Genomic DNA, 14,625 nt, shown 5'->3' with positions numbered 1-14,625 from the left:
AAAGCGCCATGTTCGCGCTCCCTTTCTTCCGCCGTGACCTGCCGGCGCTGAAAGGCGACCGCGTCACACTGCGCGTGCCATTCACCAATGATTACCGCGAGTGGGCGGCGGTGCGCGGTGAAAGCCGCGCCTTCCTGGAACCTTGGGAGCCGCGCTGGACTCCCGACGAACTCGACCGCAATGCGTGGCGGCTTCGCATCAGCCGCTACCGCGAAGACTATGCGCAGGGGACGGCCATCGCCTTCTTCATCTTCGAAGGGAGCAGTGGCAAACTGGCGGGCGGCATCACGCTCGGCAACATACGCCATGGCGTCTCGCAAAGCGGCCATGTCGGCTACTGGATCGGCGAACGCTTTGGCGGCCGCGGTCTGATGACCGATGCGGTCAAGGTGGTGACCCGCTTCGCCTTCGATACGCTGAGGTTGCACCGGATCGAAGCGGCCTGTATTCCCGACAATATCAGGTCGATCCGCGTGCTTGAAAAAGCCGGATTCCGGCGCGAAGGACTTCTGCGATCCTATCTCAGGATCAACGGCATCTGGCAGGACCACTACCTCTATGCCCGGATCGCGGACGATCCGCCGTGCGTTGGAACGAAGGACTGATTTTTTTGACGAATTTCCTGCGAAACGGGCTGCTGTTCGCCTTTGTCCTCGCGACAATGCTGACGCTGTGCGCGGCGAACTCTGCCTTCGCAGTCGAGCCGATCAAGATTGCCCGCGACGACGTCGCGCTCGACCTTTCCGGTGCCGTCGAGATCTACCGGAACCAGGGCGAGAATTTCCAGGTGTCGACTGCTCCGGGTCCGGACGGCATCGTGCGGCGCATCGAGGTCGAGGCCAATGACGCGCGTTCGACCGGCGACTGGGCGGTGTTCGCGCTGGCCAACACCACCGACCAGCAGCTCGACAGGCTGATCGTCGCACCGCATTTCCGCCTGGTGAATTCCGGCATCTTCTGGCCGGATCTCGGCTCGACCCGCATCGCCGCCATCACGCCCAGCGAAGGCTTCGCGCTCGACCGCCAGACCAGCCCCGACGCCGACGTGTTCCGGGTGACGCTGAACCCAGGCACGGTCATTACCTTCATCGCCGAGCTGGCCTCGCCGAAGCTGCCGCAGGTCTATCTCTGGGATCCGGAATCCTACAAGGACTCGGTCAATTCCTACACGCTGTTTCGCGGCATCGTCATCGGCATTGCCGGCCTGCTGGCGCTGTTCCTGACCATCCTGTTCGTGGTCAAGGGAACCTCGATGTTCCCGGCGACCGCGGCACTTGCCTGGGCGGTGCTGGCCTATATCTGCGTCGATTTCGGCTTCCTCAACAAGATCATCGAGATATCACCCGGCAACGAGCAGATGTGGCGGGCGGGAACGGAGGTGGCGCTGGCCGGAACCTTCGTGGTGTTCCTGTTCGCCTACCTCAACCTCAACCGATGGCACGGCCATTTCAGCTACGGCGCACTGGTCTGGATCCTCGGACTGTTGCTGATCGCCGGCGTCGCCATCGTCGACCCGGCGGTCGCCGCCGGCATCGCCAGGCTGTCCTTCGCCGCCACCGCGCTGACCGGGCTCGGCCTGATCATCTTCCTCGGCATACGCGGCTACGACCGCGCCATCATGCTGGTGCCCAGTTGGGTCATGGTGTTGTTGTGGCTGTGCGGATCGTGGATGGCGATCACCGGCATGCTCGACAACGATATCGCCCAGCCGGCCTTGGGCGGCGGGCTGATCCTGATCATCCTGTTGATCGGCTTCACCGTCATGCAGCATGCCTTTGCCGGCGGCGCGCTGCATCAGGGCCTGTTCTCCGATCTCGAACGGCAGGCGCTGGCGGTGGCCGGATCGGGCGACACGGTTTGGGATTGGGACGTGCTGCGCGACCGCGTCGTCACCAGGCCCGATGTCAGCATCCAACTCGGCCTGGCGCCCAACAGCCTCGGTGGCGCCGCACGCAACTGGCTGCCGGTGCTGCATGCCGACGACCGCGACACGTTCCGCACCACGCTCGACGTGGTGCTCGAACACCGGCGCGGCCGGGTGTCACAGAACTTCCGACTGCGCGGCGCCGACGGCCATTATCATTGGTTCTCGCTCCGCGCGCGTCCGGTGATCGGGTCGGACGGCGAAGTCATCCGCTGCGTCGGCACCATGGTCGACGTCACCGAGCAGAAGAAATCCGAGGAAAGGCTGCTGCACGATGCCGTGCACGACAATCTGACCGGCCTGCCGAACCGCGAATTGCTGATGAACCGGCTGGAAGCGATCATCTCGATCGCCCGCACCGAAGAGAAGGTGCGCCCGACCGTTTTCGTCATCGACATCGACCGTTTCAAGCAGGTCAATGACGGGCTCGGCATTTCTGCCGGCGACACCATCCTTTTGACCATCGCGCGCCGCCTCCACCGGCTCTTGAAGCCGAAGGATTCGCTGTCGCGCTTTGCCGGCGACCAGTTCGCGCTGATGCTGCTTTCCGAACAGGATCCCGCCCGCATCGCCGCAGTCGCGGACGCCATCAAGCATGCCATCAACAATCCGATCACCTTCGCCAAACGCGAGATCGTGCTGACGGCCTCGATCGGACTGATCACCTGGAACTCGCCGCAAATGTCGGCCGAGGACATGGTCAAGGATGCCGAGTTGGCCATGCATCAGGCCAAGCGCTTCGGCGGCGACAGGATCGAGCCGTTCCGGCCAGCCTTCCGCACCGTCGGCACCGATCGGCTGCAGTTCGAATCCGACCTGCGCCGCGCCATCGAGCGGCGCGAGTTCACGCTCGCCTACCAGCCGATCGTGCGGCTGGAGGATGGCAGCGTCGCAGGCTTCGAAGCCCTGCTGCGCTGGGACCATCCGCGCCGCGGCATGATCCCACCGGCGGATTTCATCCCGGTCGCCGAGAGCTGCGGGTTGATCGTGCAACTCGGCCTGTTCGCCATGCAGCAGGCGGCGGAAGACCTCGCCAGCTGGCAAAAGCAGATCGGCGACGCGCCGCTGTCGGTCTCGGTCAACCTGTCCAGCCGCCAGTTGATCCGCCGCGACCTGGTCAGCGACGTCCGCTCCGTGATCGCCCGCGCAAACCTGAAGCCGCGCTGCTTCCGGCTTGAGCTCACCGAATCGCTCGTCATGGACAATCCCGAGCAGACGGCCCATGTTCTGACCAAGCTGAAGCAGCTCGGCATCGGCCTGTCTCTGGACGATTTCGGTACCGGCTATTCCTCATTGGCCTATCTGACGCGTTTCCCTTTCGACACCATCAAGATCGACAAGAGCTTCGTCGACGACAAGACACCCAAGCGCGCGGTGCTGCTCAAATCGATGGTCAACATGGCGCATGAACTCGGCCTGTCTGTCGTCGCCGAAGGCATTTCGGACGACAGCGATGCGCTGGAATTGCGCCAGATGGGCTGCGAATACGTGCAGAGCTTCATGTTCGGCGCGCCAATGCCAGGCGACCAGGTGCTGAAGACGCTCAAGGAGCAGTATCCGCTGACGCAAGCGTGAGAAGCTTAGGCGTGTCCGGCGGCGAGGCTGAGATGGGCGAGATCGATGCCGATCGCAGCGAGAATCCGGTCGTATTTGCGCTCGATGTCGGTGTCGAACAGAAGCTCGGCATTGGCCGGGCAAGTCAGCCAACCATTCTCGGCGATCTCGGTCTCCAGTTGGCCGGCGCCCCAGCCGGAATAGCCGAGCGCCATCAGCGCGTGACGAGGACCGCGCCCGGACGATATGGCGCGCAATATGTCGACGGTCGCGGTCAGGCAGATGTCGTCCGAAACGGTCAGCGAGGATTCCACCCGGTAGTCGCCCGAATGCAGGACAAAGCCGCGACTGCGATCCACGGGCCCGCCATTGCGCACGACGAAGTCACGGGCTTGCGCCGGCAGGCGGATCGCCTCGTGTTCGTTCATGATGCCCAGTTGCACGAGCAGATCCGGAAACAACATCTGCTGCGTCTGGTTGATGATCAGCCCCATGGCGCCTTCATCTGAGTGCGCGCAGATATAGATGACCGAGCGCGTGAAACGGTCGTCCTTCATGCCGGGCATGGCAATCAGGAACTGATCGTCGAGAAAGCCGCGGCTCGCGACCGTCTTCTTGTGGCGCAACAAGTCCATGAAAGGCAGCGTAACGCGTTTCCAAAGCGCCGAAAAGATGCACTGTGCGGGATTCGACCAAAGCCCATGCGGCGGGGCCGAGCATTCTCCCCTCGAGGTCACGCAAATATGATACTGGCAACACCATGAAATCATTGCGCGGCCACGAACGGACGATCAAATCACCGCCATGCGAAGCTTGAAAATCCTGCTGCTCGGCGCCGCCATCGGATTGGCAACCGCACTTCCCGCCGCCGCCTCTTCATCCGCCTGGTACAACAGCGAAGGCGGCAAGGTCCGGCTGGTGACATCAGGCCAACCCGACGACGCCGGCCGCATCCAGGGCGTTCTCGACATAGCGCTCAAGCCCGGCTGGAAAACCTACTGGCGCGATCCGGGAGATGCGGGCGTGCCGCCGCAACTCGACATCTCAGCCAGCACCAACATCGCCGACGCCGCTCTGTCGTTTCCTGCTCCCCAGCGCCACGACGACGGCTATGGCAAATGGGCAGGCTACAACCATCCGGTTTCGCTGCCAGTGACATTCACACTGGCCACGCCGAACCAGCCGGCGGTGATCGATGCCGACATCTTTCTCGGCATTTGCGAAACGATCTGCGTCCCGGTGCAGACGCGGCTGACCGTTGATCCTGCCTCCGACCCGGACAATGCCGAGGACGCGGCGCTGGTGAAGGCAAGTTTTGCGGCATTGCCGGCGCCCGCCAGGTCCGATTTCGGCATCAAAGTCCTGCCGGGCGACCACGAAACGCTGATTGTCGAGGCGAGTCTTCCCGGCGATCCCGAGGCGGCGGATTTCTTCGTTGCCGGCGAACGGGATTACATGTTCGGCGCCCCTGCCCGCAGCGAAAAGGACGGCAAGCTGATCTTCACCGTGCCGATCCTCGATCGCCCGTCGGCGACGCCCACGGATGGTGGGCTTCACTACACGCTGACGAGTTCGGTGGGTGCGGTCGAAGGGCTTCTGCCTTTCCCTTGATCCAGCGTCTCCAAACGGTTGCGGGACGCCGTTGAGTTCGCTACGCAAAGACCCGTCCTTCCCGATTTTCCCAAGCGAGGAATTCATGACCATTTCCGTTGGCGACAAGCTGCCCGACGTGACCTTCAAGACGATGACCGCCGATGGCGCGAAGTCGATCACCGGGGCCGAGATCTTCTCCGGCAAGAAAGTCGTGCTGTTTGGGGTTCCCGGCGCCTTCACGCCGACCTGCAGCAACAACCATTTGCCCGGCTATATCGAGAACCATGACGCCATCCTGGCGCGCGGCGTCGACACAATCGCCGTCGTTTCGGTCAACGACGTCCACGTCATGGGTGCCTGGGCGCACTTCACTGGCAGTGAGGGCAAGATCCTTTTCCTCGCCGACGGCAGTGGCGATTTTGCCAAGGCGACCGGCCTCGACTACATCAGCAACGACATGGGGCTGCGCTCAAGGCGCTTCTCAATGATCGTCGACGACGGCAAGGTGACCGCGCTTAATGTCGAGACCAAGCCCGGTGTCGACGAGTCCGGCGCGGCTCATATTCTGGGGCAGCTCTGAACTTCAGGGCGGCGATCGCGCCTGTATTCCAGGGACTGCCACTGGGGGACCCTAGCGATGTTTGAGATCTTCTGGCGTGGCATCGCGATTGGCATCGGCGCCACCGTGCTGATGGATCTCTGGGCCGTCTTCCTGCACAAGGCGTTCGGCCAGCCACGGCCGAACTGGGGGCCGGCCGGGCGATGGGTCTGGCACCTCCGCGACAAGGTCTTCCACGACGATATCGGCAATGCAGCGCCCTACGCGCATGAACAGACGCTGGGCTGGGCCTTTCATTATCTTGTCGGCATCGTCTACGGCGTCATCCTGGTGGTGCTGGCCGGAGGAGGCTGGCTTGCCGCGCCGACCTTCCTGCCGGCCTTCATCCTCGGCATCGTCACCGTCGGTGCCGGCTGGTTCCTGCTGGCGCCCGGGATGGGCGCTGGCTGGGCCGCATCGAAGCGACCCAATCCGATGCAAATCCGGGCCCTCAATTTGGTATCGCACACGGTGTTTGCGCTCGGTCTTTGGGGCACAGCGCTGCTGATACGATAGAGCAGTTCACCGTTTCACGGAGACGGTGAACTGCCGCCCCGCTCCAGGAATTCAATAGCTCTGGGTTGAGCGCCGCACCTTTGCGACAGCCGGCTGTTTTGCCTGCGCAGCCGGCTCTGGCGCTGCCACAGGCTTGAACGGACTTTTCTTGAATGGCGCCATGCCTTCGCGCGCGAGTTCGTCGGCACGCTCGTTTTCGATATGGCCGGCATGGCCCCTGACCCAGTTCCAGGTGACCTTGTGGCGCCGGTTGGCTTCATCGAGCGCCTGCCAGAGCTCACCGTTCTTCACAGGCTTCTTGTCGGCGGTCTTCCAGCCGTTCTTTTTCCAGCCGTGGATCCACTTGGAGATGCCGTCCATGACATATTTGCTGTCGGTGTGAAGCTCGACCGCGCAAGGTTCCTTCAGCGCGTTCAGCGCCGAGATGGCAGCGAGAAGTTCCATGCGGTTGTTGGTCGTCTCGGCCTCGCCGCCGGAAAGCTCCTTGGTGGTGCCGTTGAAGCGAAGGATCGCGCCCCAGCCGCCGGGGCCGGGGTTGCCCGAACAGGCGCCGTCGGTGAAAATTTCAACCTGTTTGCTCATGATACCCCATATTCGGCCAATCCATATTCCGAAGGAGATCTGATCGCCCGATGAAACCGCATCCTGCGGATATACTCGGTCGGATCGCGCTTCATCACCAGCCCGCCATCGGGCACGGTTAGCCAGTCGTACAGCCGGGTCACCATGAAGCGCAGCGCCGAACCGCGCGCCAGCAACGGCAGAGCCAGCTTTTCCTGGTCGCTCAAGGGACGCACGCTCTGATAGCCCGCAAGCAACGCCCTGCCCTTTGTGAGGTTGAAGGAAAAATCCTTCTCGAAGCACCAGGCATTGAGGCAGGTGGCGACGTCATAGGCATAGAGGTCGTTGCAGGCGAAATAGAAATCGATCAGGCCGGAGAGCTTTTCGCCGAGGAAGAAAACGTTGTCCGGGAAAAGATCGGCATGGATGATGCCTTGCGGCAGATCTTTCGGCCAATTTCGCTCGAAATCGGCGAAGTCGGCATCGACCTCGGCCGCAAGGCCTGGCTCGACTTCATCGGCGCGGTCACGGGATGCGTTCCAGAGCTTGCGCCAGCCGTCGATGGCCAGTGCATTCGGACGGGTCATCGAAAAGTCGGCACCAGCCAGATGCAACTGCGCCAACGCCTTGCCGACCTCGGCGCAATGCGCCGATGTCGGCCGCCGCAGCGAAAGCCCTTCGAGGAAGGTGATGATGACCGCTGGCCGGCCGGCGAGGGTGCCGATGACGCTGCCGTCATCCGCAGTCACCGGCAGCGGGCAGGAAACGCCCTTTTTTGCGAGATGGCCCATCAGGCCGAGAAAAAACGGCAGATCCGCCTTCTCGACCCGCTTTTCGTAAAGCGTCAGGATGTAGGAGCCGCTGGAGGTGTGCAGGAGGAAGTTGGAGTTTTCGGTACCTTCGGCGATACCTTTGTAGGACAGGAGATCGCCGACCGGATAGTGCTTCAGGAACGCGCCGAGTTCGCCTTCCGCAACGTCGGTGTAGACCGCCATCTGCCTTACGCGGCTCCATTGACGAAGGCCATGTCGGCCCGCGTCAGTTCGACATCGCGCAGCACCCGCATGACCGGAAAATCCTCCGTTTCCGTGGCCGTGATCGCCAGGTCGATCGTGACATCGAAGCGTTGCCGGAACGCGTCGATGATCTCGTCGACGATGATTTCTGGCGCCGACGCGCCAGCCGATAGGCCGAGCGTCGAAATGTTGGCGATGTCATTCCACGGAATCTCGGCGGCGCGCTGCACGAGAAGCGACATCGAGGCGCCGGCACGTTCCGCCACTTCGACAAGACGCCGCGAATTGGAGGAATTGGGCGCGCCGACGATCAGATAGAGATCGGCGCCGGCAGCGGTCTCCTTGACCGCTTCTTGGCGATTGGTGGTGGCATAGCAGATCGATTCCGCCGCCGGAGCCTGCAGGGCTGGAAAGCGATCCTGCAAGGCGCGGATGATGCCGGCGGTGTCCTCGACCGACAGCGTGGTCTGGGTAACGAAACCGAGCGCCTGCGGATCGGCAGGCGCGAGCTTTGCGGCGTCGGCTTCAGTCTCGATCAGCGTCACCGCGCCGTCCGGCAACTGGCCCATGGTGCCGATCACCTCGGGATGTCCGGCATGGCCGATCAGGAGCACATGGCGGCCGAGCCGCTGATGGCGCATCGCCTGCTTGTGAACCTTCGACACCAGTGGGCAGGTGGCATCCAGATAGAACAGATTGCGCGCCTTGGCATCAGCCGGCACCGACTTCGGCACGCCATGCGCCGAGAACACGACCGGGCTCTGGCGGTGTTCGGCCGGGATCTCGGAGAGCTCCTCGATGAAGACGGCGCCAAGGCTTTGCAGCCCCTCGACGACGTAGCGGTTGTGCACGATCTCGTGGCGGACATAGACCGGCGCGCCATACTTCTTCAGCGCCAGTACGACAATCTGGATGGCCCGGTCGACGCCGGCGCAAAAGCCGCGCGGCTGGCAGAGCCGGATCGTCAGGGGCGGTTTGGTCGTTGTTTGAAGCATGAATCCGGGCCGGTTGATCAGAGCCGAAATGAGGTGCCTACCCCTGCCCTGTCAAGGGCATCGGTAGAGAGGGGGGCCGTCGGTCGCGTTCATTCCTCTTTCGCGGAACGGCGAAGCCGTAGGATGAGCACGGCGGCGAGCGCCGCGGCGAGCCCATACCAGGTCATCGCATATTGCAGATGGCTGTTCGGCAGGTCGATGATGGTGACGCCGCCGACCGGCAATCCGCCCGGATTTGGCGTCTTGTCGGCATCGATGAAGATCGGCACCAGTGCGGCGCCCGCCGGCAGCCCGGCGCTCGCCGCCATCGCGTCACGATCCTTCCAGTAGAAGATGTTCTTCGCCGCGTCATTGTCGGGAAGCATCATCGACGGCTTTGCCGGCAGTGGGTTGCGGGCAAGTCCCGTGATCGTGACCCTGCCCGTCACCTGTCCCTTGGCGCGCTTGGCGGCATCCTTGAGATCGTAGGGCACGAAACCGCGATTGATCAGGACAAAGCGGCCATCGTCCAGGGCAAGCGGCGTATAGATATTGAAGCCGGCTTCACCGTCCCAGGTCGCGTAGAAATGCCGTTCGCCCTGGTGCAGGAACATGCCGGTGACGGTGACTGGCGTATAGTCGACGTCCCCGGTGGCGGCGAATTCCTTCTCGATTTCGGCCAGCGGCCGCGGTTCTGAATGGGTGCGTTGGTCGATGGTCTGGAGAAGATCTTCCTTCCAGTGCAGGCGCTGGACCTGCCAGGTGCCGAGCGCCAGCAAGATCAGCAACAGCACCAGGCCAAGGCCAAGCAGCAATGCCGATCCCGGCCGCGAGCGGCCGCTGGCTTTGACGAACGCCTCGCTCATTCGCCGCGATCCAGCCGGCCCTCGGCCGCCTTGTTGCGGTATTGCAGCGTGAGCAGCACGCCTTTGATCAGCCGCAGCGCCGTCAGGCACAGCACGACCGCCAGCGGAATCCAGACCAGCAGATGCAGCCACAGCGGCGGGCTCAGCGTGACTTCAACCCAGAGCGCCAGCCCGACAATGATGAAACCGATGATCAGGATGACGAAGACCGCCGGCCCATCGCCGGCATCGGCGTAGGAATAGTCGAGGCCGCAATTGACGCAGCGCTTGCCGACGGTGAGGAAACCGGAGAAGAGCCGCCCTTCGCCGCAGCGTGGACAGCGGCCATGCAGGCCGGCCGAAATCGGGTCGATCGGGGGCCAGATGGCCCTATCTTTGCCCATGGAAGCGTCGTCGCTCATTGCTTACCGCTCGATCTCGATCGGTGTCCCATCGGCCACCATTGCCCAGATTTCATTCATGTCGGAATCCGTAATCGTAATGCAGCCGTCGGTCCAGTCGACCAATTGAAGCAGCTCGGCAACATCATGACCGCGAATGCGCAAATGGCACAGGGAATTGTCGGCCGTATGGTCCATCGATCGGCGATCATTGCGCCGAAAAGAAGAAGGCGGCCACGTCGCCGCGGCCGCCTTCTTGAAATCGAACCCTCAATTGGGAATCAGTGGGCTTCGACCACCGCGCCGACCGATCCCCAGACGTAGATCGATGCGAACAGGAACAGCCAGACCACGTCGACGAAATGCCAGTACCAGGCTGCGGCCTCGAAGCCGAAATGCTGCTTGGGCGTGAAATCACCCTTTATCGCCCGGATCAGGCAGACCGCCAAGAAGATGGTGCCGATGATGACATGGAAGCCGTGGAAGCCGGTCGCCATGAAGAAGGTGGCGCCGTAAATGGAATCCTTGAAGGCGAAGGGAGCGTGCATGTACTCATACGCCTGCACCATGGTGAACAGCATGCCGAGGCCGACGGTCAGCACCAGACCGTTGATCAGTCCCTTGCGATCGCCATGAATGAGCGAGTGGTGCGCCCAGGTTACCGTGGTGCCTGACAGGAGCAGGATGACGGTGTTGTAGAGCGGCAAATGGAAGGGATCGAGAACCTCCATGCCCTTCGGCGGCCAGACGCCGCCGGTAAACGCGGTGCGGGCGTATTGCTGGGCTTCGCCGGCGAAAAGGCTGGCGTCGAAATAGGCCCAGAACCAGGCAACGAAGAACATCACCTCCGAGGCGATGAACATGATCATGCCGTAGCGCAGATGGAGCGACACGACGCGCGTGTGATGGCCCTCATGCGCTTCCTTGATCGTGTCCGACCACCAGGCGAACATGGTGTAGAGGACGATCACGATGCCGATGAAGAACAGCCACGGATTGGCGATGTTGAGGCCGAAAATCGGGAAGCTGCCGCCCTTCAGATATTGCATCAGGCAGACGCCGCCAAAGGCGGTGACGAGCGCTCCTACCGATCCCAGGAAAGGCCACGGACTCGGGTCGACGAGATGATAGTCATGCTGTGGTTTTGCGTGCGCGTCTGCCATATCAACCCCCGAGATTTGCTTCGGTATTCGAAATTGTTTTGCTCTTGCCTTGAACCGGCTCCGACGACGCTACCGGCTTGGTCTTCTCGACCGGGAACATCGTATAGGACAGAGTGATCGTCTTCACGTCCTTCAGTTCTGACACGTTGACGATGTCAGGATCCACGTAGAACAGGACCGGCATGTCCAGGGTCTCGCCGGGCTTCAGCGTCGTGTCGGTGAAGCAGAAGCACTCGACCTTGTTGAAGTAGGGTCCCGCCAGTTCCGGCTGCACATTGAAGGTGGCGCGGCCGGTCACGGGGCGATCGAACTTGTTGGTGGCCTTGTAGTGCGCCTGCACCGTCTCGCCGATCTTCATGGTCACCGAGCGCTGGACCGGCTGGAAGTCCCACGGCACGCCGGCGATGTTGGCATCGAAGCGGACGGTGATCTCACGGTCGAGCACGCGGCCGGCATACTGTTTCTCGGCACGCTGCGTCGTGCCGCCATAGCCCGTCGCCTGGCAGAACATCTTGTAGAGCGGCACCGCGGCATAGGCCATGCCGATCATGCCGGTAAAGAAGGCAAGGCAGACGGCCGCGACGACGAGGTTGCCGCTCTTCCCGGCCGGTCTTTTGGGCGTCTCGACGCTCATCACATCGTGCCTGACAGATTGTGGCCGAACTTCACGATCGTCGCGATGTAGAAAATGACGACCAGGACGGCCAGCGCTACACCGATGGCGACCGAACGGTTGCGTCTGGCTTTCCTCTGCCGCTCGGTCAGCGTGACCAGTTCGAGCTTTTCTTCGATCATGGTCATGCTCCGCCCATGGCAAGCGCGCGTTCGACAACGCTGTCGGCCAGATAGGCAGCGAAGATGGCGAAGAGATAAAGCAGCGAATAGGCGAACAAGGCCTTGGCCGGTTTCATGACGCGGTCGTCGTCGGCCATGGCAAGCACTTTCCATGCGTACCAGACAAACCCCAGCCCAAGCAGCGCGGCGGCGACGCCGTAGACCGGCGTGGTATAGCCAAGCAGCCACGGCAGCACACCGACAGGGGCCAGAACCAGCGCGTAAGCGAAGATCTGGCGACGGGTCGAAGCATGTCCGGCGACGTTGGGCATCATCGGGATACCGGCCTTGGCGTAGTCCTCGGACTTGAACAGCGCCAGCGCCCAGAAGTGCGGCGGCGTCCACAGGAAGATGATCAGAAACAGGATCAGGCTTTCCAGGCTGACCGTCCCGGTCACCGCGGCCCAGCCGATCACCGGCGGGATGGCGCCGGCAGCCCCGCCAATGACGATGTTCTGCGGCGTCCAGCGCTTCAGCCACATCGTGTAGACGACGGCATAGAAGAAAATGGTGAAGGCCAGCAGCGTCGCTGCAAGCCAGTTAACCAGCACGCCGAGTGTCATCACCGACAGTACCGAAAGCACCAGACCGAAGCTCAGCGCTTCATGCGCCTGGATGCGACCGGACGGAACCTGACGGCTGGCGGTCCTGGTCATCACCGCATCGATGTCGGCGTCATACCACATATTCAGCGCCCCGGAGGCGCCAGCACCAATGGCAATCGACAGGATGGCGATCACAGCCAGCAGCGGATTGACGGTCACGGGCGCCGCGACCATGCCGACAAAGGCGGTGAACACCACCAGCGACATGACGCGCAGCTTCAGCAGGGCGAAGAAATCGCCCGCTGTTGCTTCCGACATGCGAAAGCCCGCTTCGTCAATCAATGGGTCGTCGACAAGGGCCATGCGTACTTAAGTCCATTATTCCGTTGGCCAAAACCGCCGGCGAACCGGCGGTTTCGTATTCGAGCGGGAAGCCGCCTTACTTGATCTTCGGCAGCTGTTCCCACTGGTGGAAAGGCGGCGGCGAAGGCAGCTGCCATTCGAGAGTCGTTGCACCCTCGCCCCACGGGTTGGCGCCGGCGATCCGCTTCTTCTGGAAGGCCTCGAACACGCAATAGAGGAAGATCAGGACGCCGACGGCCGAGATATAAGAGCCGATGGACGACACGTAGTTCCAGCCGGCAAACGCGTCCGGATAGTCGATGGTGCGGCGCGGCATGCCGGCGAGGCCGAGGAAATGCTGCGGGAAGAAGATCAAGTTGACGCCGACGAAGGTGACCCAGAAGTGCGTGTTGGCGATGACCGGCGAGTACATGTAGCCGGTCATCTTCGGGAACCAGTAGTACCAACCGGCGAAGATGGCGAACACCGCGCCGAGCGACAGCACATAGTGGAAGTGGGCAATGACGAAATAGGTGTCATGCAGCGAGCGGTCGAGGCCGGCATTGGCCAGCTGGACGCCGGTAACGCCACCGATGGTGAACAGGAAGATGAAGCCCAGCGCCCACAGCATCGGCGTCTTGAACGAAATCGACCCGCCCCACATCGTCGCGATCCAGGAGAAGATCTTCACGCCCGTCGGCACCGCGATGACCATGGTGGCGAAGACGAAATAGCGCTGCGTGTCGAGCGACAGGCCGGTCGTGTACATGTGGTGCGCCCAGACGATGAAGCCGACGGCGCCGATCGCCACCATGGCGTAGGCCATGCCGAGATAACCGAACACCGGCTTCTTCGAAAAAGTCGATATGACGTGGCTGATGATGCCGAAGCCGGGCAGGATCAGGATGTAGACTTCCGGGTGACCGAAGAACCAGAAAAGGTGCTGGAACAGAATTGGGTCGCCGCCGCCATCGGGAGCAAAGAAGGTCGTGCCGAAATTGCGGTCGGTGAGCAGCATGGTGATGCCGCCGGCCAGAACCGGCAACGAGAGCAGCAGCAGGAAGGCGGTGATCAGCACCGACCAGGCAAACAGCGGCATCTTGTGCAGCGTCATGCCGGGCGCGCGCATGTTGAAGATGGTGGTGATGAAGTTGATGGCGCCAAGGATCGACGACGCACCGGCGATGTGGATCGACAGAATCGCCAGATCCATGGCGGGTCCGGGCTGACCCGAGGTCGACAGCGGCGGATAGAGCGTCCAGCCGCCACCGACGCCGAAGGCACCCGGCGCACTCGGCACGAACATCGAGGTGAGCAGCAGGATGAAAGCAGGCGGCAGCAGCCAGAAGGAGATGTTGTTCATGCGCGGGAACGCCATGTCTGGCGCGCCGATCATGATCGGCACCATCCAGTTGGCAAAACCGCCGATCAGCGCCGGCATGACCATGAAGAAGATCATGATCAGCGCGTGCGCGGTGGCGAAGGCATTGTACATGCTCTTGCCGCCGTCGATCGCGGCGTCACCGTTCATGCCGTAGACCATCTGCGCCAGACCGCTGAAGATCTGGATGCCCGGCTCCTGCAACTCCATGCGGATGGCGACAGACAAGGCACCGCCGATGATACCGGCCATGATCGCGAAGATCAGGTAGAGCGTACCGATGTCCTTGTGGTTGGTCGAATAAACCCAGCGCACCCAGCCGTGATAAGGCTTGTGATCGTGCCCGTCGTGAGCTGCAGCGTCTGCCATGTTCCGCTC

At 62.3% G+C, this 14,625-nt stretch carries 16 protein-coding genes and 1 pseudogene; 5 read left to right on the top strand and 12 right to left on the bottom strand.

Going from position 1 to position 14,625, the window contains the following annotated elements; all coding sequences use genetic code 11:
• The first annotated feature begins 8 nt into the window (after nt 1–8).
• Complete coding sequence (locus NKH57_RS11120; RefSeq protein ID WP_023759145.1) at nt 9–605, top strand: GNAT family N-acetyltransferase; 597 nt, start codon at nt 9–11, stop codon at nt 603–605.
• A gap of 5 nt (nt 606–610) precedes the next feature.
• Nucleotides 611–3,499 (top strand): EAL domain-containing protein, encoded by a 2,889-nt coding sequence (locus NKH57_RS11115; RefSeq protein WP_352831207.1) that lies wholly within the window; start codon nt 611–613, stop codon nt 3,497–3,499.
• Nucleotides 3,500–3,504: 5 nt separating this feature from the next.
• On the opposite strand, the gene NKH57_RS11110 is transcribed toward NKH57_RS11115, so the two are convergent.
• On the bottom strand, nt 3,505–4,113 hold the full coding sequence (locus NKH57_RS11110) for a YqgE/AlgH family protein (protein WP_352944170.1): 609 nt from the start codon (nt 4,111–4,113) through the stop codon (nt 3,505–3,507).
• Between the two features lie 169 nt (nt 4,114–4,282).
• Between NKH57_RS11110 and NKH57_RS11105 the strand changes: the two genes are divergently transcribed.
• From NKH57_RS11105 to NKH57_RS11095, 3 genes are all read left to right on the top strand, one after another.
• The gene (locus tag NKH57_RS11105; protein WP_352944168.1) at nt 4,283–5,089 is read left to right on the top strand and encodes a protein-disulfide reductase DsbD domain-containing protein; all 807 of its coding nucleotides are present in this window, start codon (nt 4,283–4,285) and stop codon (nt 5,087–5,089) included.
• An 85-nt stretch (nt 5,090–5,174) separates the two neighbouring features.
• Nucleotides 5,175–5,651 (top strand): peroxiredoxin, encoded by a 477-nt coding sequence (locus tag NKH57_RS11100; RefSeq protein WP_352944166.1) that lies wholly within the window; start codon nt 5,175–5,177, stop codon nt 5,649–5,651.
• 57 nt (nt 5,652–5,708) lie between these two features.
• On the top strand, nt 5,709–6,185 hold the full coding sequence (locus tag NKH57_RS11095; protein ID WP_352944164.1) for a DUF2938 domain-containing protein: 477 nt from the start codon (nt 5,709–5,711) through the stop codon (nt 6,183–6,185).
• A 51-nt stretch (nt 6,186–6,236) separates the two neighbouring features.
• On the opposite strand, the gene rnhA is transcribed toward NKH57_RS11095, so the two are convergent.
• From rnhA to ctaD, 11 genes and pseudogenes are all read right to left on the bottom strand, one after another.
• Complete coding sequence (rnhA, locus tag NKH57_RS11090; RefSeq protein ID WP_352944162.1) at nt 6,237–6,767, bottom strand: ribonuclease HI; 531 nt, start codon at nt 6,765–6,767, stop codon at nt 6,237–6,239.
• Nucleotides 6,764–7,741, bottom strand: a complete 978-nt coding sequence (locus NKH57_RS11085; protein WP_352944160.1) for a homoserine kinase — start codon at nt 7,739–7,741, stop codon at nt 6,764–6,766. The genes rnhA and NKH57_RS11085 overlap by 4 nt, the downstream gene beginning before the upstream one ends.
• A 5-nt stretch (nt 7,742–7,746) precedes the next feature.
• A complete protein-coding gene (gene ispH, locus NKH57_RS11080; protein ID WP_352944158.1) occupies nt 7,747–8,757 on the bottom strand; it encodes a 4-hydroxy-3-methylbut-2-enyl diphosphate reductase in 1,011 nt (336 codons plus the stop codon).
• A gap of 89 nt (nt 8,758–8,846) precedes the next feature.
• Nucleotides 8,847–9,602, bottom strand: a complete 756-nt coding sequence (locus NKH57_RS11075) for an SURF1 family protein (protein ID WP_352944156.1) — start codon at nt 9,600–9,602, stop codon at nt 8,847–8,849.
• A complete protein-coding gene (locus tag NKH57_RS11070) occupies nt 9,599–9,985 on the bottom strand; it encodes a DUF983 domain-containing protein (protein WP_352944154.1) in 387 nt (128 codons plus the stop codon). The genes NKH57_RS11075 and NKH57_RS11070 overlap by 4 nt, the downstream gene beginning before the upstream one ends.
• Nucleotides 9,986–10,006: 21 nt before the next feature.
• Nucleotides 10,007–10,117 (bottom strand): annotated as a pseudogene (locus tag NKH57_RS11065) (L,D-transpeptidase family protein); the annotation flags it as partial.
• A gap of 146 nt (nt 10,118–10,263) precedes the next feature.
• Nucleotides 10,264–11,145, bottom strand: coding sequence for a cytochrome c oxidase subunit 3 (locus NKH57_RS11060; protein ID WP_352944152.1), 882 nt, complete (start codon nt 11,143–11,145; stop codon nt 10,264–10,266).
• 1 nt (nt 11,146) lies between these two features.
• A complete protein-coding gene (locus NKH57_RS11055; protein WP_352944150.1) occupies nt 11,147–11,779 on the bottom strand; it encodes a cytochrome c oxidase assembly protein in 633 nt (210 codons plus the stop codon).
• Nucleotides 11,779–11,946 (bottom strand): cytochrome c oxidase system small membrane protein, encoded by a 168-nt coding sequence (locus NKH57_RS11050; RefSeq protein WP_023759130.1) that lies wholly within the window; start codon nt 11,944–11,946, stop codon nt 11,779–11,781. The genes NKH57_RS11055 and NKH57_RS11050 overlap by 1 nt, the downstream gene beginning before the upstream one ends.
• The gene (locus NKH57_RS11045; RefSeq protein ID WP_352944148.1) at nt 11,943–12,887 is read right to left on the bottom strand and encodes a heme o synthase; all 945 of its coding nucleotides are present in this window, start codon (nt 12,885–12,887) and stop codon (nt 11,943–11,945) included. Before NKH57_RS11045 ends, NKH57_RS11050 begins: the two co-directional genes overlap by 4 nt.
• A gap of 76 nt (nt 12,888–12,963) precedes the next feature.
• The gene (gene ctaD / locus NKH57_RS11040; RefSeq protein ID WP_023759128.1) at nt 12,964–14,616 is read right to left on the bottom strand and encodes a cytochrome c oxidase subunit I; all 1,653 of its coding nucleotides are present in this window, start codon (nt 14,614–14,616) and stop codon (nt 12,964–12,966) included.
• Between the last annotated feature and the right edge of the window lie 9 nt (nt 14,617–14,625).

This window comes from Mesorhizobium sp. M1050, assembly GCF_040318715.1.
In the GTDB taxonomy this organism is placed as follows: Bacteria; Pseudomonadota; Alphaproteobacteria; order Rhizobiales; family Rhizobiaceae; genus Mesorhizobium.
This window is presented reverse-complemented; position numbering and strand designations above follow the sequence as displayed.

Bases quoted from the DNA above. Each gene is read 5' to 3' on its own strand.
- NKH57_RS11060 (WP_352944152.1), bottom strand. From the start codon at position 11,145: ATGGCAGACGCGCACGCAAAACCACAGCATGACTATCATCTCGTCGAC.
- NKH57_RS11095 (WP_352944164.1), top strand. From the start codon at position 5,709: ATGTTTGAGATCTTCTGGCGTGGCATCGCGATTGGCATCGGCGCCACC.
- NKH57_RS11100 (WP_352944166.1), top strand. From the start codon at position 5,175: ATGACCATTTCCGTTGGCGACAAGCTGCCCGACGTGACCTTCAAGACG.
- NKH57_RS11105 (WP_352944168.1), top strand. From the start codon at position 4,283: ATGCGAAGCTTGAAAATCCTGCTGCTCGGCGCCGCCATCGGATTGGCA.
- NKH57_RS11120 (WP_023759145.1), top strand. From the start codon at position 9: ATGTTCGCGCTCCCTTTCTTCCGCCGTGACCTGCCGGCGCTGAAAGGC.
- ispH (WP_352944158.1), bottom strand. From the start codon at position 8,757: ATGCTTCAAACAACGACCAAACCGCCCCTGACGATCCGGCTCTGCCAG.
- NKH57_RS11055 (WP_352944150.1), bottom strand. From the start codon at position 11,779: ATGAGCGTCGAGACGCCCAAAAGACCGGCCGGGAAGAGCGGCAACCTC.
- rnhA (WP_352944162.1), bottom strand. From the start codon at position 6,767: ATGAGCAAACAGGTTGAAATTTTCACCGACGGCGCCTGTTCGGGCAAC.
- ctaD (WP_023759128.1), bottom strand. From the start codon at position 14,616: ATGGCAGACGCTGCAGCTCACGACGGGCACGATCACAAGCCTTATCAC.
- NKH57_RS11085 (WP_352944160.1), bottom strand. From the start codon at position 7,741: ATGGCGGTCTACACCGACGTTGCGGAAGGCGAACTCGGCGCGTTCCTG.
- NKH57_RS11045 (WP_352944148.1), bottom strand. From the start codon at position 12,887: ATGGCCCTTGTCGACGACCCATTGATTGACGAAGCGGGCTTTCGCATG.
- NKH57_RS11110 (WP_352944170.1), bottom strand. From the start codon at position 4,113: ATGGACTTGTTGCGCCACAAGAAGACGGTCGCGAGCCGCGGCTTTCTC.
- NKH57_RS11075 (WP_352944156.1), bottom strand. From the start codon at position 9,602: ATGAGCGAGGCGTTCGTCAAAGCCAGCGGCCGCTCGCGGCCGGGATCG.
- NKH57_RS11050 (WP_023759130.1), bottom strand. From the start codon at position 11,946: ATGACCATGATCGAAGAAAAGCTCGAACTGGTCACGCTGACCGAGCGG.
- NKH57_RS11070 (WP_352944154.1), bottom strand. From the start codon at position 9,985: ATGGGCAAAGATAGGGCCATCTGGCCCCCGATCGACCCGATTTCGGCC.